We start from the raw sequence: 20856 nt of genomic DNA, 5'->3' as shown, positions 1-20856 counted from the left end.
GCACGGAGGAATGCCAGTGACATCCCGCATTATGGGAGCAAATCACCAAGCCTTGGTGATGACGCGATGAGCCGCCTGCCCCGCATCAAACACGTCCGCGCCTTCGTCGTTAAAAACGATGGCGCCGGCGGCGGCGCCGACTATCACGACCAGGGCGACGGTCACTGGATCGACGACCATATCGCCACGCCGATGGCGAAATACCCCGAGTACCGCCAGAGCCGCCGAAGCTTCGGCATCAATGTGCTGGGCACCCTGGTCGTCGAGATCGAGGCCGAGAACGGCGTGGTCGGCTTCGCGGTCACGACCGGAGGCGAACCCGCCGCCTATATCGTCGAGAAACACCTGGCTCGCTTCCTGGAGGGCCGCGATCCGACCGAGGTCGAAAAGATCTGGGACCAGATGTATTTCTCAACCCAGTACTATGGCCGCAAGGGTCTGGTGGTGAACGCCATCTCCGGCGTCGATCTGGCGCTGTGGGATCTGCTGGGCCGCCTGCGCCAGGAGCCGGTCTTCGCCATGCTGGGCGGCGCCGTGCGTGACGAGCTGACCTTCTACGCCACCGGCGCGCGTCCGGACAAAGCCAAGGAATTGGGCTTCATCGGCGGCAAGATGCCCCTTCACCACGGTCCGGCCGAGGGCGAGGAGGGTTTGCACAAGAACCTGGCCGAGCTGGAGGCCATGCGCAACGCCTGCGGCGACGACTTCTGGCTGATGTTCGACTGCTGGATGGCGTTAGACCTGAACTACGCCACGCGGCTGGCTCAGGAGGCCCACAAGCTGGGTCTGAAGTGGATCGAGGAGGCGCTCAGCCCCGACGACTACTGGGGCTATCAGGCGCTGAAGAAGAATGCTCCCAAGGGGATGCTGGTCACGACCGGCGAGCATGAGGCCACCCGCTGGGGCTTCCGCATGCTCTTGGAGATGGAATGCTGCGACATCATTCAGCCGGACGTGGGCTGGTGCGGCGGCGTGACCGAACTGATCAAGATTTCCGCCATGGCCGACGCCAAGGGCGTGCTGATGATCCCGCACGGATCGTCCGTCTATTCCTACCACTTCGTCGTCACGCGTCATAACAGCCCGTTCGCGGAGTTCCTGATGATGGCCCCCGGCGCCGACGAAGTCGTGCCCATGTTCCATCCCCAGCTGATCGGCGAGCCGGTGCCCGTGAACGGTCGCCTGAAGGTTCCAGAGGCGCCGGGCTTCGGCGTCGAGCTGAACCGCGACATCGCCCTGCATCGCCCCTACGCGCGATAAGACGAAAGACTTCAGAATGAAACTGCTGCGTTACGGCCCCAAGGGCCAGGAAAAGCCAGGCACGCTGGACGCCGAGGGGCGCATTCGCGACCTGTCGGGATACATCGCCGACATCACACCGGACCAACTGTATGGCCCCGCACTTGAGGCGCTGAAGGCCATCGATCCGACCACCCTGCCCTTGGTCGAGGGCCAGCCTCGCTATGGCGTGCCGATCAATGGCGTGCGCAAATTCCTGGCCATCGGCCTGAACTTCGCCGACCACGCAGCCGAATCCAATTTGCCGATCCCCCAAGAGCCGGTGCTGTTCACCAAAGCCATTACCTGTCTGAACGGGCCGAACGATGACGTGGTCATTCCGCGCGGCTCGGAAAAGACCGACTGGGAGGTCGAACTGGGCATCGTCATCGGCAAGCCCGCCTCCTATGTCACCCAGGCCGAGGCGCTGGATCACGTCGCTGGCTATGTGCTGATCAACGATGTGTCCGAGCGCGCCTATCAGACCGAGCGCGGCGGCACCTGGGACAAGGGCAAGGGCTGCGACACTTTCGGCCCCGTCGGCCCCTGGCTGGTCACGATCGACGAGGTCGGCGACGTTCAGGATCTGGACATGTGGCTGGACCTGAACGGCACGCGCATGCAGACCGGCAATACGAGAACCATGATCTTCGGCGTCGCCGAGATCGTGTCGTATCTGTCGGAGTTCATGACGCTGGAGCCCGGCGATCTGATCACCACCGGCACCCCGCCCGGCGTGGGTCTGGGCCAGAAGCCGCCGCTCTACCTCAAGGCTGGCGACACAGTGCGTCTGGGCATCCAGAAGCTGGGGGAACAGGGTCAGACCTTCGTGGAGTGGGCCCGATGAGCGCCTACAAGGACCGTTTTTCGGGCCGCACAGCCGTCGTCACCGGCGGCGCCTCGGGGCTGGGCAAGGCCGCCGCCGCCCGCATCGTCGTCGAGGGCGGCAAGGTCGTGCTGTGGGACCTCAACGCCGAGGCGCTGACGGCCGCCGCTGCTGAGGTCGGGGCCGTCCATGTGATCGCACTGGACGTCGCCGACCCCGACGCCGTCGCTGCTGCGGCCGACGCCTCGGCCCAGGCGCTGGACGGCCGCATCGACATCCTGGTCGCCTCGGCAGGCATCACCGGCGCGACGGTTCCGGTGCAGGAATTCCCGATCGACAGTTGGAAGCGGGTCGTCGACATCAATCTGAACGGCGTCTTCTACTGCTCGCGCGCCATCGTGCCCTTCATGCTGGCCAACGGTTACGGCCGGATCGTCAATGTGGCCTCGGTCGCGGGCAAGGAAGGCAATCCCAATGCCTCAGCCTATTCCGCCTCAAAGGCCGGCGTGATCGGCTTCACCAAGTCGCTGGGGAAGGAACTGGCCGGCAAGGGCGTGGTCGCCAACAGCCTGACCCCCGCCACCTTCGAAAGCCCCATCCTGGAACAACTGCCCCAGAGCCAAGTCGACTACATGCGCTCCAAAATCCCCATGGGACGCCTGGGTGAGGTCGAGGAGAGCGCCTCCATGGTCTGCTTCATGGCCTCCGAAGAATGCAGCTTCACCACCGCCTCGACGTTCGACACGTCGGGCGGCAGAACGACCTATTAGGACGCACGCGTGGCCTCGGACCTTCGCATCGTCGACGGGCACGTCCACCTGTGGGACCTGTCGCGTGCGCGCTATGGCTGGCTTCAGGACGATCCCCTGCCGAACAATCCGGCGGGAGACATGTCGCCCATCGCCAACGCAAACTATCTGCTGGACGACTATCTGGCGGACACGGCGGGCTGGCGCGTGGACAAGATCGTTCACGTCGAGGCCGGCCAGCCTGTGGGCCAGCAGTTGGCCGAGACCGACTGGCTTCAGTCGATCGCTGATGACACCGGTTATCCGCACGCCATCGTCACCGGCGCCGATATGCTGGATCCCGACCTGGACGCCCTGCTGGAAGCACACGCCGCCCGACCGAACGTCCGCGGCGTGCGCCAGATCGTTTGCTGGCACGAGGATCCGTTGAAGACCTATACCGATCGCGATCTGTTGCGTGATCCGAAATGGGTCGAGGGCTTCGCCAAGCTCGCGCACTATGGGCTGTCGTTCGACCTCCAGCTCTATCCGTCGCAGATGGCGACCGCCGCCATCATCGCCGCCCGCCACCCCGACATTCCGATCATCGTCAACCACGCCGGCCTGCCGACCGACCGGGATGCGGCGGGGATGGAGCGGTGGCGCACAGGTCTGCGCCTGCTGGCCGCTCAGCCGCAGGTCTCGATCAAGATCTCGGGTCTCGGCATCACCGATCGCGCCTGGACGCCCGACAGCATCCGTCCCATCGTTGTGGACTGCATCGAGGCCTTCGGGACCGAGCGCGCCATGTTCGCCTCGGACTTCCCCGTCGAAAGCGTCCACGGAACCTTCGAAGCCTTCTATTCCGCGTTTAACGCGATCACGGCCGACTTCTCGATCGACGAACGCGACCGCCTGTTCGCCGCCAACGCCGAGGCGATCTACCGTATCTGACCCATCCGCCGAAGCCGCATCAAGACGGCGAGGCCCGAGGAACACCAGGAGAGTATCCCCATGGTCATCGAGACCGACGCCGCCCACACCCCCGGGGGCTTGGCCAAGCCCGCCGGGTCGCTGAAGGGCCCGCTGGCCTTCGCCATCGCCTGCTTCCTGATCTGGGGCCTGGCCTACGGCCTGCTGGACGTGCTGAACAAGCATTTCCAGGAGACGCTGAGCATCAGCCAGGCTGACAGCGCCTGGCTGCAGATCGCCTATTTTGGAGCCTATCTGCTGCTGTCGATTCCGGCAGGCATGCTGCTGCATGCGCGGGGCTACAAGTTCGGCATCGTGTCGGGCCTGGCGGTCACCGCCGTCGGCGCCCTTTTGTTCATCCCGGCGGCGGGCGCCGGCGCCTTCCTGCCCTTCGTCGGCTCGATGTTCGTTCTTGCCGCCGGTCTGTGCATCCTCGAGACCAGCGCGGACACCTACGTCAACGTCCTGGGCGATCCGGCCAAGGCGTCACAGCGCTTGAACCTGGCCCAGTCGTTCAACGCGCTGGGCGTCTTCTTCGGCCCCCTGATCGGCGGCGCGGTCTTCTTCAGCCCAACGACGACAGAAGCCCTGGGCGGCGCGACCCGCTCGATCCAGATCGTCTACGGCCTGATCGCCGTGGGCGTGGTCCTGTTCGCCCTCGCCGTCTGGCGCGCCCGCCTGCCTGAGACCGGCCTATCGGACCATGGCGGCGCGGTCGCGGGCGACGCCCCTGCCCTGCCCCTGTCCAGACAGCCGCACTTCATCGCCGGCGTGATCACCCAGGCCCTATACATCGGCGCCCAAGTCGGCATCGGCGCCTATTTCATCAATCTGGTGACCCACAACTGGCAGGGCCTGACCTCGCAGCAAGGCGCCTTCATGCTGTCGCTGGCGGCCATCGGCTATCTGGTCGGACGCTTCTTCGCCACCGCCCTGCTGCTGAAGATCAAGCCACGCGTGCTTCTGACGACCTATGGCGTCATCAATGTCGTGCTGACACTGATTGTCGCCGCCGGCATCGACAAGGTCTCGCCCATCGCCCTGCTGGCCGTCTTCTTCTTCATGTCGACCATGTTCGCCACCATCTTCGCCCTGGGCACCACCGGCCTGGGCGCGGGGACCAAGAAGGCCTCGTCTCTCATGGTCATGGCCATCGGCGGCGGCGTGCTGCTGCCCTGGCCCATGGGCAAGATCGCCGACCTGTACGGCGCCAATGTCGCCTTCCTGCTACCCGCCGTCTGCTTCGCCGTCGTCGCCTGGTACGGCTGGAGGGGCGCTGGCCTTGGACTGAAGAAGGACGCCGCCTGATGCGCCTGCGCACCGCCCTCCTCGCCTTCACCCTGCTCGCCGGCCCCACGGCCGCCTGCGCCCAGACGGTGACGCCTACCGCCGCCGTCGCGCCCGCCGCGCCGATAGACCGGCACGCCCTGGTGACGCGCCACAACGTCAGCCTGACCGCCATCGACCGACATGCCCCGATCATGCTGGGTAACGGCGACCTGGGCTTCACCGCCGACATCACCGGGCTCCAGACCTTCCCGGAGCAGTATTCGGAACTGTCGCCCCTGCTGACCATGGCCCAGTGGGCCTGGCACAGCTTTCCCAATCCGAACGGCTATACCGAACAGGATGGCCTGATCGACGTGCCCGTGCCGGGTCGGGGCGAGCAGCCCTATGCCTGGATGAAGTCCTGGGACGTGGCGGAAACCCAACCCGCCTACACCTGGCTGCGGGCCAATCCGCATCGGTTCTCGCTCAGCCGCATCGGCCTGACCTTCGCAGATGGCAAGCCTCTGGACTTCGCCAAGGTCGCCGACACGCGCCAGACGCTGGACCTGTGGTCCGGCGCCCTGACCAGCCGTTTCACCTATGACGGCCAGCCGGTCGAGGTCGTGACCCGCGTCCACCCGACGCTGGACATGGTGATGGTCGAGATCGCCTCGCCCTTGGTCGCCGCCCAGGGTCTGGGCGTCCAAGTCCGCTATCCTGGCGTGAACCCCGCCATCAATCCCGACCCGACGACGTTCGAGGCCTCTGATACGCAAAGCCTGAGCATCGTCGCCTCCGACACGGGCGACGTCCGCATTCGCCGCACCCTGGACGACACCACCTATTATTCCGGCATCACCGCGTCCGGTAAGATCGAACAGAGCGGCGCCGGCGCCTTCCGTGTCGTCTCCTCCGGTCGCGACCGGCTGACCGTCATGGTCCGTTTCGATCAGCAGGAGCCCGTCGAGAAGACACCCGCCTATTCCGCCGGCGTCCAGGCGACCGCCGCACACTGGAACGCCTTCTGGACCCAGGGCGGCGCCGTCGATTTTTCGGGGTCAACCGACCCGCGCGCAGCCGAGCTGGAGCGGCGTGTGGTCCTGTCTCAGTACCTGTCGGCCGTTAACGGCACCGGCGAACTGCCTCCGCAGGAAGAGGGCCTGTTCTCCAACAGCTGGTACGGCAAGTTCCATCTGGAAATGCATCCTTGGCACTCCGGCTGGCAAGCGATGTGGGGTCACGCCGACATGCTGGAGCGCAGTCTGCCCTGGTATGTCGGCAATCTGGACAACGCGCGCGCCGAGGCCGCCCGTCACCACGTCAAGGGCGCCTGGTGGCCCAAGATGGTCGGACCCGAGGGCCGCAACAGCCCCAGCCTCGTCTCGCCCTTCATCATGTGGCAGCAGCCGCATCCGATCCTTTTGGCCGAACTGGTCTGGCGGGCCGAGAAGGATCCGGCCGTGCTGGATCGATACGGCGAGGTGGTGGAAGCCACGGCCGATCTTTTGGCCTCCTGGCCCATCGAACACGACGGCCGGCTGAACCTGGGCACGCCGATGATCCCGGCGCAGGAAAATTATGATCCCCTGACCACGGTGAACCCGACGTTTGAAGTCGAGTATTTCCGCTGGGCCCTCCAAACCGCGCAACAGTGGCGCGAACGCAAGGGTCAGGCCCGCCGCGCCGACTGGGATCAGGCCCTAGCCAAGATCGCGCCGCCGCCGATGAGGGACGGCCTGTATCTGCCTGTCGAGAGCGTGCCGGACTTTTGGGAGACGGCCATGTCCGACGCCTGTCGCCGACACGCAGCGGCGGCTCAGTGCAAGAACCGCGACCACCCCTCCTTCCTGATGGCCTATGGCTTCATTCCCGGCGCGCGGATCGATCCAACCGCCATGCGCCGCACGTTTGAAGCTGTGGAGCAGAACTGGGACGTGCGCCAGACCTGGGGCTGGGACTTCCCGATGATGGCGATGACGGCGGCTCGCCTTGGCGAACCGGAGAAGGCGGTGAACTGGCTGTTCGCCGACCTGAAGAACAATCAGTGGGGCGTCACCGGCATGACGCCTCGCGTTCACCTGGATGAACACGCCGACGAACTGGTGCCCGTCTCGGCCGGCGCCGGCGGCGTGACGATGGCGGTCAATCCAGATGGTCCGGGCTATCGCCGCGCAGCCGAGACCTATTTCCCGTCCAACGGATCCCTGCTTATGGCCGTCGGTCTGATGGCGGCGGGTTGGGACGGGTCCAGCGGCCACGCGCCCGGCTTCCCGAAGGAAGGCTGGACCGTCCGTGTCGAAGGCCTGACCCCCGCGCCGTAATCAAGAAAACCGAGAGGACCGCCCCAATGACGACCTCGAGACGCACCGCCCTGAAGGCTCTGCTCAGCGCCCCCGCGGTCGGCGCCTTCACCACGACGACCGCTCAGGCGCGGACCACGCCGGCCGTCCCGCCAGCGCCGGGACAGACGCCCGTCTGGCCCGCGCCCAACACCGCCCCGCCCTCGACTCAAGAGACGCCGGTCGAGCGGCCGCGCTGGGACGGCCCGGTGCCGACCGAGTGGGTCGATCCGAAGACCGGCCATCGCATCCGCCGCGTCTCGCCCGATGGTGGGGGCGGAAAGCCCTATTTCTACAAGAACATGTTCTTGCCCAAGAAGGTTGGGGCGGCCGACCTGATGGTCATCTCGACGCCTCAGGGCATCTCGACCGTCAATCTGGCGACCTGGGCCGTCGAGGTTCTGGTGCCCGACCATGACGCCGACCTGATGTTCACGGGCCGCAAGGGGCGCAACGTCTATTATTCGGTGACCGCGCCTGGCGAAGGCCAGTTGATGGACCGCGCCAAGACCCTATTCGTCATCGACGTCGACACCAGGCAGCGTCGCGAGATCGGCCGGATACCGAACGGTCAAATCAACTCGGTCAATGCCGATGAGAGCCTGCTCCTGGGCTTTGTGGCCTATGACAGCCAACCGCTCCAGCCGACCGTGCCCGACCCGCGCAACCGCCGCTTCGATCAGGCCGAATACGAAGCTGATGGGCCGGACGGAAAGCCGCTGAACTTCGCCCGCGCCAAGGGCGTGCGGATGCTTCAACGCTGGGCCGCGCGCTATCCGATGGAGATCTTCGTCATCGACCTGACCACGGGCGAGCGACGCGTGATCCACAAGACCAACGAATGGATCGGCCACACCCAGTTCTCGCCCACCGACCCCCAGCAGATCATCTTTTGCCATGAAGGGCCTTGGCACCGCGTGGATCGAATGTGGGCTATCCGCGCCGATGGCACGGGCCTGAGAAAGACCCATCAGCGGACGATGAACTTCGAGATCTTCGGCCACGAATGGTTCAGCCCGGACGGCAAACAGGTGCTCTATGACCTGCAAACCCCGCGCGGTCAGGTTTTCTGGGTTGCCTCGGTCGATCTGGAAACGGGCCGCCGGGTCTATCGTCGGGTCGAACAGAATGACTGGTCGGTCCATTACAACGTCTCGCCGGACGGTAGCTTGTTTGCTGGCGACGGCGGTGACGGCGACATGGTCGCTCATGCGCCCGACGGTAAATGGCTCGTCCTGTTGCGCCCCGAACCGATCGTCGATGAAGATCCGTCCAGCGACAAGGACAACCAGATCTTCGTCGAATATCTGCGCTCCGAGCGGATCGTGGATCTGTCCAACCACGACTACAGGCTTGAGCCGAATCTGACTTTCACACCGGACGCAAAATGGATCGTCTTCGTGTCGAACATGCACGGCGCCAACCACGTCTATGCTGTCGAAGTCGATCGTAGCGCTTAGCAACATCGCCAGCTTCTCGAGCCCTAACGCCTGAGATGTCGAGGATTTATCGACGTTCTCGGCGGAATCTCTCGGTCTTGACATCACCTTGTTGCAAAATGCGGGAAGCTGTTGCAATAAGCGACACGTCGCTAATCCGAATATACGCGACAGCATGCCACAAAATGACACCGGTGCCAGATGGACGCCGGGATGGGGAGAGAACGAATGCGACGGACCAACACCCGGACTCTGTGCGCGGTTGGCGTATCCCTGGCGGCCCTGATGGGTGCGTCGGCGGCTGCGGCTCAGGCCGTTCCTGCCTCAGAACCCGTCACGCAAGACGCCGCCCAGGACGCAACCGTGGTCGATGAAATCGTCGTCACCGGCTTCCGGTCCAGCCTGCAACAGGCGCTGAACATCAAGCGCCGCGAAGCCGGAGCGGTGGACGCCATCCTGGCTGAAGACATGGCCGACTTTCCCGATCAGAACCTGGCCGAAGCGATCCAGCGCCTGCCCGGCGTGACCATCGACCGCGTGAACGGCCAAGGCACCACCATCTCGGTGCGTGGTTTGGGTTCCGATTTCACCCGCACTCGCATCAACGGCCTGGAAGCCCAGGCTGCGTCTGGCGGCAACCGCAACCGCAGCTTCGACTTCTCAATGTTCGCGTCCGAACTGTTCAACAGCATCAAGGTTCGCAAGACGCAATCGGCCGAGATCGAAGAGGGCTCGCTGGGCGCCACGGTCGATCTGCAGACGGGTCGCCCCCTGGACTTCGGCGGCAGCGGCCTGAACTCCGCCCTGTCTGTCCAAGGCTCGTACAATGATCTGTCTGAGAAGACGGTACCGCGGCTCGCGGGTCTGCTCAGCTGGTCGAACGAGGACCGAACTTTCGGCGCTCTGGTGTCAATCGCCTATTCCGAGCGGTCGCCAATCCTGGGCAGCTTCAACACGACGCGTTGGCAAAAGGGCGACCCGTCAAACGTCAACGCCGCTGGCAACCCCTATGGGCGCGGCCAGAACTTCGGCGGCTGCATTCCCTGCACCACGACGGCGCAACGTGACGCCGTTCTGAACGCCTTCTATCCCCGCATCCCGCGCTACACCTTGGGCAATACTCAGGAAGACCGCCTGGGCATGACGGGCGCGCTGCAATGGCGGCCGAGCGACCGCACCGAGGCGGTGCTGGACGTGCTGTGGTCGCGGTTTAATTCGGAACTGGAAAGCCCGAACATCGAAGCCTGGTCGTTCAGTCGCGCCAACGTCAACAGCGTCGTCGTGCGCGATTATGCGATCGACGCCGACAAGAACATCCTGTCCTACGGCGTCTTCGACAACATGCTGGTGCGCGCCGAGAATGGCTTCACTCGCAACGAAAGCAACTTCTACCAAGCCTCTCTGAACGTCCGCCACGATTTCAGCGACCGCCTGCATGGCAATCTGAAGGTCGGCGCCAACCGATCCGAAGCCCGCACGCCGCTCAATGTCGCCTATGCCTTCGAGGCCGCGGGCGTAAACGGCTACACCTTCGACTTCCGTGAGGACGATCGCCGGCCGCGCATCAACTACGGCTTTGACGTCACTTCGGGTCAACGCTTCACCCTGGTCAATGCGACGCGCAGCAACGCCGGCGGCAACTTTGACAACAAGGTCGGCGCCGGCTCATTGGCCTACGACTGGTCCGACTCCCTGACCTTCAAGATCGGCGGCGAGTATCGCACCTATGGGTTCGAGACCTTTGGCCTGACGCGGACCAAAACGTCTCCGACCGGCGCCGATCGACTGACCGGGGTCGACGGCATCGGACGCGTCGTCAGCATCGGGGATGGAGTAAGCGCCGGCGCAGGCTCTGATCTCAGCTTCATCGTTCCCGACATTTCAAAGATTGCTGACTTCCTCAGCTTCTATGACGATCCCCTGGTCCCTAATCGCAGCGAGCGTGAAGTGGACGAAACGGATAAAGGCGTCTTCCTCCAAGCCGACTTCAACACGACTGTCGGAGGTATGGTCCTGCGCGGCAATGCCGGCATCCGCTACGCCCAGACCGAGGTCACGGCCAAAGGCTGGCAAACCATCGCAGTCGGGACGCCGCCGGTCACGACCTATGACTACGTGACAACCGACAACGACTATGACGACGTCTTGCCGTCCTTCAACCTGGCGCTGGAGCCGCGTGACGACGTCGTGATTCGCCTGGGCGCCGCCAAGGTGATGTCCCGTCCGACCCTCGGCGATCTGACCCCGGGCGGCAGCGTCTCACCGACCACCCGCACAGTCTCCTACGGAAATCCGCTTCTCGACCCGTTCCGCGCCACCAACTACGATTTCTCGGTCGAGTGGTATTTCCAGAATGAGGGCCTTCTGGCCGCCGCCGTCTTCTACAAAGACATCGACAGCTTCATCACATCCGAAACAGTCGGCATCCCCTACAACCAGCTGGGCCTGCCCAACGAATTGCTTCAGGGCGCTGCCAGCCCGACTGACATCTTCCAGGTCACGCGCCGCCTGAACGGCGAAGGCGGCGCGCTGAAAGGGATCGAAATCCAGTATCAGCAACCCTTCACCTTCCTGCCCGGTCTTTGGTCCAACTTCGGCTTCACCGGGAACGTCACCTGGGTTGATTCCGAAGTCAGCTACGGCACGGCCGGCAAAAACCGCCTGACGGGCCAGTCGAAGAACACCGCCAACGCGACCCTGTATTATGAGGATGGCCCGTTCCAGGCCCGCGTCTCGATCGCACACCGCAGCCAGTATCTGCTGTCCTTCCCAGGCGCGAACGGCAACTCCGAAGAAGGCGTCAACGACACCACCAATGTCGATGCCTCGATGTCCTACGAGTTCACGCCGAACCTGACCTTCTCGCTTGAAGGCATCAATCTGACGGACGCCTACACCGACCGTTATGTCGATGTGACCAACCGCGTGTCCGACTACCGTCACACCGGCCGAGAGATCGCCGTGGGATTGCGCTGGAAGTATTGAGCTTCCCTCCCTGACGCCTCCAGCGTGACAAACTAAAGGCCCGGAGCGGACAGCTCCGGGCCTTCTTTTTTCCCCAGGAAAAAGGCGGCGATTGAGGTTTTCGGATCCCTCGCCGCCTCTACAAATACGCCCCCACCTGCCAGGGCACGAACTCGTTGTCGCCGATGCCAAGGGCTTCGGATTTGGACAGCTCGCCTGACGCGACATCGAGCATCTTCTGGAAGATGACCTCGCCGATCTCGGCCAGGCTGGTCCCCGTCAGGACGGACGAGGCGTCGATGTCCATGTCCTCGTCCATCCAGTTCGCCAGTTTGGCGTTGGAGGCGACCTTGATCGACGGGGCGGGCTTGGCGCCGAAGACCGAGCCCCGGCCGGTGGTGAAGACGATCAGATTGGCGCCCGAGGCGATCTGGCCCGTGGCCGAGCACGGGTCGTAACCGGGGCTGTCCATGAAGCTGAGGCCCTTGGCCTGAAGCGGTTCGGCGTATCCGATCACGTCGTTCAGCGGGCTCGAACCGGACTTGGCCACCGCACCTAGCGATTTCTCAAGAATGGTCGTCAGGCCGCCCTTCAGATTGCCGGGCGACGGATTGTTGTTCAGCTCCATCTGATGGCGATCCGCATAATCGCGCCACCACGCCAGACGCGCGTTTAGCTTGTCCGCCACATCCTGAGACGCCGCACGCCTAAGCAGCAGATGTTCTGCCCCCCAGATCTCGGGCGTTTCCGACAGCATGGCCGAGCCGCCGTGCGCAACCAGCAGATCGACAGCTGCGCCCAAGGCCGGATTGGCGGTGACGCCGGACCAGCCGTCCGAACCCCCGCATTGCAGACCGACAGTCAGGTGAGATGCGGAAACAGGTTGGCGCTGGACTTGCGCCGCCTCGGCGACCAGGTCGCGAACGATGTCGATCCCGGCCTCGATCGCCCGGGCCGTGCCGCCCGCCTCCTGGATCGTCAGGGTGCGCAGCCGCGGGCCGGATTGAAGGCCTTCGTTAGCCAGCCAAGCGGGAATCTGATTGGCCTCACAGCCCAGACCCACGATCAGGATGGCATGAAAGTTCGGATGCTTCGCATAGCCCGCTAAAGTCCGCTGCAGCAGCGTCACGTCGCTGCTGAGTGACGAGCCGCCGCAACCTCCCTGATGGGTGAATGCGACCACGCCATCGACGCCCGCAGGCAGGCTGGAGTCCGGGAAGGCGTCGGCGATGCGGCGCGCCACGGTGGCCGAACAGTTCACGCTGGTCAGGACGCCGATGTAGTTGCGTGTGCCGACGCGGCCGTCGGGGCGAACGATGCCGTTGAACGTCGCGCCAGACAGCAGCGAGGGCGGACGCAGGTCGGCCCCGACCTCAGCCTCGCGACCGTCTTCCGCCATGGCCAGATTGTGAACATGGACGTGATCGCCGGCGGCGATGGCGGTTTTGGCGCGTCCGATGACCTGGCCATATCGGCGGACCAGACCGCCTTCGTCCACCGCGTGGCGAGCGATCTTATGGCCGGTGGCGATGTCCGCGCGCGCCGGGGCGTTCAGGCCAGCAGGCGTATCACCGATGGCGAGGTCGTCCAGGGCGATGGCGACGTCGTCGGCGGGGTTCAGGATCAGGACGCGAGACATGGACTACTCCGCGACCAGACGCGCGGCCTCGGCGGCGCCGTTCTGGCTGAGCGACAGATAGGCGGACGTGACCGCTGCGGCGAACCGGTCGTCAGCGGCCAGCGCGGGCGGGAAGACGGCGGGCAGGCTCAGCAAGGCCGAAACGCGCGCCTTATCAGTGTCGGCGCCGGCCAGCAGTTCGCAGGTCTTGGCCGCCAGAGGATCGTCGACGACGACCTGCTCGCCCGTTTCGGTTACGCCCGACTGCCACTTCATCCAGGCGGCGATGCCCAAGGCCATGGCCGGAATGTCCTGCCCGGCCGCCAGACGTTCGGCGGCGCCGGCCAGCAGGCGCTGAGGCAGCTTTTGCGAGCCGTCCATGGCGATCTGGCGGGTGCGATGCATCAGGGCCGCATTGGAGAACCGGGCCATCAGCGCCTCGCGATAGGCGGGGATGTCCAGACCCGGCGGCGGGTTCAGCGTCGTTTCGGCCTCGTTCCACAGAGCCTCGACATAGGCGCGGAATGCCGGCGCCGCGACAACCTCGTGGACATGTTCATAGCCCGACAAGGCGCCCAGATAAGCGATCGCAGAGTGGGCGCCGTTCAGAAGGCGCAGCTTGGCGTCCTCCCACGGCTCGACCGCGTCGGTCAGTTGCACCCCGAGAGACGCGAAGTCGGGCCGCTCGCCGGCGAACCAGTCCTCGATCACCCACTGGGTGAAGGGTTCGGCCTTGACCATGCCCCGGTCCTCGACTCCGAGACGCGCGGTCAGGCGGACGATGTCGTCGGAGGTGGTCGCCGGGACAATCCGATCGATCATCGTCTGGGGGAAGGCGCCCTCGGCTTCGATCCAGTCCGCCAGCGACGGATCGATCCGGCGCGCCATGGCGATGACCCCGGCACGGATCCGCTTGCCATTATGCGGAAGGTTGTCGCAACTGATGACGGTGAAGGGCTTCCGCCCCGCCGCCCTTCGCGCCTGCAACGCCGCGACGATGAATCCAGGCGCGGTACGGGGCGCGGCGATCTCAACCAGATCGGCCGAGACATCAGCGTCGCTCAAAAGCAGGTCGCCGGTCGCCGGATCGAGGCGATAGCCCTTCTCGGTCACAGTCAGGGTGACGATATGGACATCGGCGTCAGCCATGGCTTCGACCAAAGCGGCGGGGTCATCCGGCCCGACCATCACGCCGGCGCAGGCGCCGATCACCCGCAGATGCTCGTCCGATCCATCACGCACGACCAGGGTATACAGCCCATCCTGCGGATTCAGCTGATCGCGTACGCCGGGCGACCGAAGCGAAGCGCCCAGCATACCCCAGCGCGGATCGCCCGACCTGATCGCATCGTCGAACACGACCGCCTGGTGGGCGCGGTGGAAGGCGCCGATGCCCAGATGGACGATACCGGTCTTCACCTGGGCGCGGTCGTAGCCGGGGACGGCGACATCGGCGGCCAGCCCCTTAAGAGCGGCTTGGTTCAGTCTGCTCACAGCTTGTACGCCGCCTTGACCAAGCCATAGGTCAGGGCGTGGGCCAGTTCGTGCGCCTCGTCCTCCTCCATCCGGTGCTCGACGACCAGTTTGGCCAGGAAGCCGCAGTCCATGCGCCGCGCCACGTCATGACGGGCGGGAATGGAAAGGAAGGCGCGGGTGTCGTCATTGAAGCCGACCGTATTGTAGAAGCCGGCCGTCTCGGTCACCTGTTCGCGGAAGCGACGCATCCCTTCGGGACTGTCGTGGAACCACCAACTCGGCCCCAGCTTCAACGCCGGATAGTGGCCGGCGAGCGGCGCGAGTTCGCGGCTGTAAGTGGTTTCGTCCAGGGTGAACAGGATCAGAGACAGACGGCTGTCCGAACCGAACCGATCCAGCAGCGGCTTCAGCGCGCGGACGTAGTCGGTCTGGGTCGGGATATCGCAGCCCTTGTCACGGCCGAAACGGTTGAAAACGGTGGCGGAATGGTTGCGGAAACTGCCGGGGTGCAACTGCAAGACCAGACCGTCCTCGACCGACATGGCGGCCATTTCAGTCAGCATCTGGCCGCGGAACAACTCGGCATCGGCGGCGCTAGCAGGGGCGGTCGAGACACGCCGGAACAGGGCCTCGGCTTCGGCCTTGGGCAGATTGGCAGTGAAGGCTGTCGGGTGGCCGTGATCGGTCGAGGTGGCGCCCATTTCGATGAAGAAGGCACGCCGATCGCGTAGGGCCTGCAGGTATCCGTCCCAGCTTAGCGTGTCGCGGCCGGTCTGTTCGGCCAGGATTTTCAGATTGTCGCGGAAGCCTTCATAGTCGGGATCCAGAACCGGATCCGGGCGATAGGCGGTCAGCACCCGTCCCTTCCAGCCCGAGGCCGCAATGGTCCTGTGATGCTCTAGCGTATCGAGCGGACTCTCGGTCGTGGTCAGGACCTCGATATTGTAGCGATCGAACAGGGCGCGCGGCCTGAAGGCGTCGGTCTTCAGGGCCGCATCGATCACGTCGTAATAATGATCCGCCGTCTCGGCCGACAGGCGCACGTCGATGCCGAAGGCCTCAGCATAGACCCAGTCGTGCCACATCCGCGAAGGCGTCCCCCGAAACAGGTGGTAGTTCTCGGCGAAGCGCCGCCAGATCTTGCGCGGATCGGTCTCGACCGGCCCGCCATCGGCGCGCGGCACGCCCAGGTCCTCCATCGCCATGCCCTGCGAGTGCAGCATGCGAAAGACATAGTGGTCGGGCGTGATCAGAAGTTCGGCCGGATTGGCGAAGGGTTCGTTTAAGGCAAACCAGCTCGGGTCCGTATGGCCATGCGGGCTGATGATCGGCAGCCCCTTGATCTCACCATACAGACGACGCGCGATCGCCCGGGTGTCGGCGTCCGCCGGAAACAGGCGGTCCGGGTTCAGTTTGAGCGGATGAACCATAGCGTTCCTCATTGCCTCGTGGCGGAGGCTTGGTTCGCCTCTCGATCTGGTCCAACAAGCCTACAACAAGGGCCGCAAAAAGACACCGGTTACCATCGTCGAACCTCAGCTTGTTTTCGGCGTGAGACGTCGGATTCTCCGCAAGCCTGCGCTGGCGCCTTGCGTCCGGGCGCGAGGCTGGACATAAGGGCCGCTCACCGCCCGTTCGGGCCGGCTTAGCTCAGTTGGTAGAGCGCCAGTTTTGTAAACTGGATGTCGCGGGTTCGATTCCTGCAGCCGGCACCACGCCTTTCGACCATCGGGGACATGGCCGACACAACCAACAAGCTGGGCCACAAGATCGGTGCGCGAGGCGGCAGAACCCGCCAGGCGATCCTCGACGCGACCCAACGCCTGTTGAATGAGCGGCATTACGGGGAAATCCGCGTCGCCGATCTGGCCTCGGCCGCCGGCGTATCGCCTTCCAACTTCTACACCTATTTCAAGACGGTCGAAGAACCTGTTCTGGCGTTGTGCGAGGTCGCCGCGACGGATTTTCAGGGGCTGGCGGCGCATTTCCAGGCCGACTGGCCGGGCGATAAGGCCTTCGTCATCGCGCGCGCCTTCATTCTGGACGTGATGGCCATCTGGCGCAGCCACGGTCAGGTGCTGCGCGTCGAACACATGCTGGCCGACAATGGCGACGCCGCCTTCGTCGAAAGCCGGGTGCGCCGTTTGCGCCGGCTGCACCTGTCGATCGAACGGCGTGTGGCCCAGGCTCACGCCAGCGGTCTGCATCCCAAGGACTATAATCCGCGGCTGGCGTCCTATCAGATCGCCTCCATCGCCGAATCGACGGCGGCCAGTTTCGATCTGCTGCGGCGGGCCGATACGCCCGAAGCCATCCTGGATACGGCGGCCATCATCATCGTGAAGCTGACGACCGGACGTTAGAGCCCCAACGGCCCATACAGCCAGGTCATCCAGATCCCGACGGCCAGGAAGACGCCGAACGGCAGCTTTTCCGATCCGCCGACGCTGCGCCGGACCACCAGAATGCCGAAGACTAGGCTGAGCCCGACCGCGCAGGCCCACAGCAGCACGCTGGGCAGGCCCATCCAGCCGACCCAGGCCCCTGCCCCCGCGAACAGGAAGGGGTCGCCTCCCCCGAGCCCCTGGCGCTTGCGGACGAGTTGGTACAGCCAGCCGACCAGCCAAAGTCCGCCAAAACCCACCACCGCGCCAATCAGATGGGAAAAGCCGAGACCCCAGTCCAGAATCAGGGCGACCGTGACGCCGGTCGAGATCAAGGGTAGGGTCAGACTGTCCGGCAGCCAGAAGTGTTCACCATCGACGATGGCGATCAGCAACAGCTGCCAACCCAGAACGGCCGTGGCGGCGATCATGAATGCCGAGGCGGCGCCTGTTGCGCCCCACACACCGGCCCAGATGCCGACGCCGGCCGACGCTAACTCGATCAGCGGATAACGCGGCGAAATCCGTGTGTGGCATCGCGCGCACCGCCCGCGCAAGGCAAGCCAGCTGAAGACCGGCACAAGCTCCCAAGGGCGTAGTGTCTGATCGCAGCCCCGGCATCGCGAGCGGGCGACGACGATGTCCTCGTCGCGCGGCAGGCGAACGCTGACGGCGGCGATGAAACTGCCGACGATCAGGCCCAGCCCGCCCATGACGGCGGCGGCGAGTACAGGATTCATCAGGACGTCCCGAAGGCGGCGAACCCTTCTGGCTTAGCCGCCTCCGAGCGCCACCGCCACATGATAGGTCACCAGCGACGCCAGATAGGCCAGACCGAACATGTAGCCGATCATGATCCAGGTCCATTTCAGCGAGTTGGTCTCGCGCCGCACGACTCCCAATGTCGCCACGCACTGGGGCGCGAAGATGTACCAGGCCAGGAAGGACAAGGCTGTCGCCAGCGACCAGTGCGACGCCAGGGTCGAGGCCAGAAGGCCCGTCGCATTCTCGGCGTCAGCGATGGCGTAGGTCGTGCCAAGCGCCGCCACTGCAACCTCACGCGCCGCCATGCCGGGGATCAGGGCGATCACCATCTGCCAGTTGAAGCCGATGGGCGCGAAGATCGGCTCCAGAGCGCGGCCGATCATGCCCGCGAACGAATAGTCGATGGCCGGCAGGGTCGCGTTCTCGGGCGGATAGGGGAAGGTCGCCAGCACCCACAAGATGATCACGAGCGGCAGGATGATGCGGCCCGCGCGGTTCAGGAAGATCTTGGCCCGGAGCCACAGATTGAAGCCGACGCTGCGCAGGTCCGGCGTCTTGTAGGCCGGAAGCTCCATCATGAAGGGCTCGACCGCCCCTCGCCAGAACACTTTGCGGATCAGCAGGGAGACGATCAGGGCGCTGACGATGCCGGCGGCGTAGAGGCCGAACATCACAAGGCCCTGCAGATTGGCGAAGCCCCAGACCGTCTCATTCGGAATGAAGGCGGCGATGATCAGCGTATAGACCGGGATGCGCGCTGAGCAGGTCATCAGCGGGGCGACCAGGATGGTGGTCAGGCGGTCGCGTCGCGAATCGATCACCCGCGCCGCCATGACGCCGGGAATGGCGCAGGCGAAACTGGACAGCAGCGGGATGAAGGCCCGGCCGTGCAGCCCCGCCCCGCCCATGATCTTGTCCATCAGGAAGGCCGCGCGGGCCATATAGCCGAAGTCTTCCAGCGCGATGATGAACAGGAACAGGATCAGAATCTGCGGCAGGAACACCAGCACGCTGCCGACGCCGGAAATGATCCCGTCAACGATCAGGCTTTGCAGCAGACCGTCAGGCAGGACGTTGGCGACCAAGCCGCCCAACCAGGCAATGCCAGCCTCAATCCCGTCCATTAAGGGCGCAGCCCAGCTGAACACGGCCTGGAACATCACGAACAGCAGGGCGAACAGGATCAGCAGCCCGCCGACCGGATGCAGCAGCACCGAGTCGATCTTGCCGGTAAGGGTGTCGGGCCGTTCAGGCGGCCGGACGCAGGCCTTCATGATCCGCTCGGCCTCGCGGGCGGCGGCTCGTAGCTCGGCGGCGTCCGGACTGCGCCATTGGCTTTCGGTCGCGGCGGCGACGGCGGCTTGGTCCTCGATGGCGGCGACCAGATCGTCGATGCCGCGCTTGCGCGTGGCTACGGTGGTGATGATCGGCACGCCCAGTTCAGCGCGCAGTCGCTCCAGATCGATGCGCAGACCCTGGCGCTGGGCGATGTCATACATGTTCAGCGCCAGAACCATCGGCCGACCGACGGCCTTCAGCTCCAGAATCAGGCGCAGGACCAAACGCAGATTGGTGGCGTCCGCGACGCAGACCACCACGTCGGGCGGCGTCTCGCCAACCAATCGCCCCAGAACGGCGTCGCGCGTGACCTCCTCATCCGGGCTACGCGCGCGCAGGGAATAGGTGCCGGGCAGGTCCAGCACCGACATCGTGCGACCCGAGGCGGCGCGGATCAGGCCTTCCTTACGTTCGACCGTCACGCCCGCGTAGTTGGCGACCTTCTGATGAGCGCCGGTCAGGGCGTTGAACAGAGCGGTCTTGCCGCTGTTGGGATTGCCGACCAGCGCGACACGAGCCGTCTTCAGCGCAATGTCCATCAGGCGGCGCCCAGCCGGATCGACAGGCTTTCCGCCTCGTGACGACGCAGGGCCACGCGCATGTCGTCCACCTTCATGGCGATGGGGTCGCGTCCGAACAGACCCTCGTGCAGCAGTTCGATCTGCGCGCCTTCGACAAAGCCCAGTTCCAGCAGACGGCGTTCCAGTTCGACCGCCTCGCCCTGATGGTGACAATGGGCGCCCACCTGAACGATGACGCCGCGATCGCCGCGTCGGGCCTGGCTCAACTTGATGGTGTTGGTCAATTCTACGCTCGCACGGGCGAGGCCGCTCCCCCACGGCTCCGCGTTTCTTTGACACTGATTATCAGGTGCGAGGGGGCTACGTCCAGCAGGACAGCTTGACCAATTGCCGCGCCGGTGCGTTGCGCTATCACAAGGCAAACAGGAAGCCGCCATGACACGCCACGCCCTCGTCGCCCCACTTCTTCTGGCCCCGCTTTTGACCCTGGCCGCCTGTGGCCAGGGAGAGCCGTCCGCAACCACGCCTGCCGCGCCAGTTCACGTGCTGACGGATGCGGAGAAGGCGACACTGCTGGCCTCCCTGCCCGCCCCCTACAATGCGGGCGATCTCGAGAACGGGCGTCGGGCGTTTGCGCGTTGTCGCGCCTGCCACACCATCGGCGAAGGCGGCCCGGACATGGCGGGTCCGAATTTGTATGGCGTGTTCGGCCGCAAGGCGGGCGATCGTCCGCGCTACAACTATTCCAACGCCATGCGCACGGCGACCTTCACCTGGGACGCCGAGAAGCTGGATCACTGGTTGGAAAACCCGCGCACCTTCCTGCCCGGCAACAAGATGACCTTCCCGGGCCTGCCCGACGCCACGGATCGCCGCGACGTGATCGCCTTCCTGAAGGTGGAGACGGGCTACAAGCCAGAGCCGGCGCCCGCCTCCTGA

Annotated in this window: 16 protein-coding genes and 1 tRNA gene; 11 read left to right on the top strand and 6 right to left on the bottom strand. The window is 64.9% G+C overall.

What is annotated here, in order from left to right; all coding sequences use genetic code 11:
* The first annotated feature begins 66 nt into the window (after positions 1-66).
* The 8 genes from rhmD (at position 67) to B3T77_RS12385 (ending at position 11836) form a co-directional block, all read left to right on the top strand.
* On the top strand, positions 67-1260 hold the full coding sequence (gene rhmD / locus B3T77_RS12420) for an L-rhamnonate dehydratase (RefSeq protein WP_292079949.1): 1194 nt from the start codon (positions 67-69) through the stop codon (positions 1258-1260).
* Positions 1261-1276: 16 nt separating this feature from the next.
* A complete protein-coding gene (locus B3T77_RS12415; protein WP_292079948.1) occupies positions 1277-2125 on the top strand; it encodes a fumarylacetoacetate hydrolase family protein in 849 nt (282 codons plus the stop codon).
* Positions 2122-2874 carry an SDR family NAD(P)-dependent oxidoreductase gene (locus tag B3T77_RS12410; protein ID WP_292079946.1) on the top strand — a complete coding sequence of 251 codons (753 nt, stop codon included), beginning with the start codon at positions 2122-2124 and terminating at the stop codon, positions 2872-2874. Before B3T77_RS12415 ends, B3T77_RS12410 begins: the two co-directional genes overlap by 4 nt.
* 9 nt (positions 2875-2883) lie before the next feature.
* A complete protein-coding gene (locus B3T77_RS12405; RefSeq protein WP_292079945.1) occupies positions 2884-3786 on the top strand; it encodes an amidohydrolase family protein in 903 nt (300 codons plus the stop codon).
* 60 nt (positions 3787-3846) lie between these two features.
* On the top strand, positions 3847-5112 hold the full coding sequence (locus tag B3T77_RS12400; protein WP_292079941.1) for an MFS transporter: 1266 nt from the start codon (positions 3847-3849) through the stop codon (positions 5110-5112).
* Entirely contained in the window at positions 5112-7394 is a 2283-nt protein-coding gene (locus tag B3T77_RS12395) for a hypothetical protein (protein ID WP_292079939.1), read from the top strand. The genes B3T77_RS12400 and B3T77_RS12395 overlap by 1 nt, the downstream gene beginning before the upstream one ends.
* 26 nt (positions 7395-7420) lie before the next feature.
* The gene (locus B3T77_RS12390; protein ID WP_292079937.1) at positions 7421-8872 is read left to right on the top strand and encodes an oligogalacturonate lyase family protein; all 1452 of its coding nucleotides are present in this window, start codon (positions 7421-7423) and stop codon (positions 8870-8872) included.
* Between the two features lie 207 nt (positions 8873-9079).
* Positions 9080-11836 carry a TonB-dependent receptor gene (locus tag B3T77_RS12385; protein ID WP_292079936.1) on the top strand — a complete coding sequence of 919 codons (2757 nt, stop codon included), beginning with the start codon at positions 9080-9082 and terminating at the stop codon, positions 11834-11836.
* Between the two features lie 118 nt (positions 11837-11954).
* On the opposite strand, the gene B3T77_RS12380 is transcribed toward B3T77_RS12385, so the two are convergent.
* From B3T77_RS12380 to uxaC, 3 genes are read right to left on the bottom strand one after another with little or no spacing between them, the layout of a single operon-like run.
* A complete protein-coding gene (locus B3T77_RS12380) occupies positions 11955-13454 on the bottom strand; it encodes a UxaA family hydrolase (RefSeq protein WP_292079934.1) in 1500 nt (499 codons plus the stop codon).
* A 3-nt stretch (positions 13455-13457) separates the two neighbouring features.
* Positions 13458-14927 carry a mannitol dehydrogenase family protein gene (locus tag B3T77_RS12375; RefSeq protein ID WP_292079932.1) on the bottom strand — a complete coding sequence of 490 codons (1470 nt, stop codon included), beginning with the start codon at positions 14925-14927 and terminating at the stop codon, positions 13458-13460.
* Positions 14924-16339 carry a glucuronate isomerase gene (gene uxaC, locus B3T77_RS12370; RefSeq protein WP_292079930.1) on the bottom strand — a complete coding sequence of 472 codons (1416 nt, stop codon included), beginning with the start codon at positions 16337-16339 and terminating at the stop codon, positions 14924-14926. Before uxaC ends, B3T77_RS12375 begins: the two co-directional genes overlap by 4 nt.
* A 209-nt stretch (positions 16340-16548) precedes the next feature.
* On the opposite strand from uxaC, the gene B3T77_RS12365 reads away from it, so the two are divergent.
* Positions 16549-16624, top strand: a tRNA-Thr gene (locus B3T77_RS12365).
* A 21-nt stretch (positions 16625-16645) separates the two neighbouring features.
* The gene (locus B3T77_RS12360; RefSeq protein WP_271041388.1) at positions 16646-17272 is read left to right on the top strand and encodes a TetR/AcrR family transcriptional regulator; all 627 of its coding nucleotides are present in this window, start codon (positions 16646-16648) and stop codon (positions 17270-17272) included.
* On the opposite strand, the gene B3T77_RS12355 is transcribed toward B3T77_RS12360, so the two are convergent.
* From B3T77_RS12355 to B3T77_RS12345, 3 genes are read right to left on the bottom strand one after another with little or no spacing between them, the layout of a single operon-like run.
* Positions 17269-18033, bottom strand: coding sequence for a prepilin peptidase (locus B3T77_RS12355; RefSeq protein WP_292079925.1), 765 nt, complete (start codon positions 18031-18033; stop codon positions 17269-17271). The genes B3T77_RS12360 and B3T77_RS12355 overlap by 4 nt on opposite strands.
* Positions 18034-18066: 33 nt before the next feature.
* Entirely contained in the window at positions 18067-19935 is a 1869-nt protein-coding gene (gene feoB / locus B3T77_RS12350; protein ID WP_292079923.1) for a ferrous iron transporter B, read from the bottom strand.
* Entirely contained in the window at positions 19935-20201 is a 267-nt protein-coding gene (locus tag B3T77_RS12345; protein WP_292079922.1) for a FeoA family protein, read from the bottom strand. Before B3T77_RS12345 ends, feoB begins: the two co-directional genes overlap by 1 nt.
* Positions 20202-20352: 151 nt before the next feature.
* Between B3T77_RS12345 and B3T77_RS12340 the strand changes: the two genes are divergently transcribed.
* Positions 20353-20856 carry a c-type cytochrome gene (locus B3T77_RS12340; protein ID WP_292079921.1) on the top strand — a complete coding sequence of 168 codons (504 nt, stop codon included), beginning with the start codon at positions 20353-20355 and terminating at the stop codon, positions 20854-20856.

The sequence above is a fragment of the Brevundimonas sp. UBA7838 genome (assembly GCF_002500885.1).
In the GTDB taxonomy this organism is placed as follows: domain Bacteria; phylum Pseudomonadota; class Alphaproteobacteria; order Caulobacterales; family Caulobacteraceae; genus Brevundimonas; species Brevundimonas vesicularis_C.
This window is presented reverse-complemented; position numbering and strand designations above follow the sequence as displayed.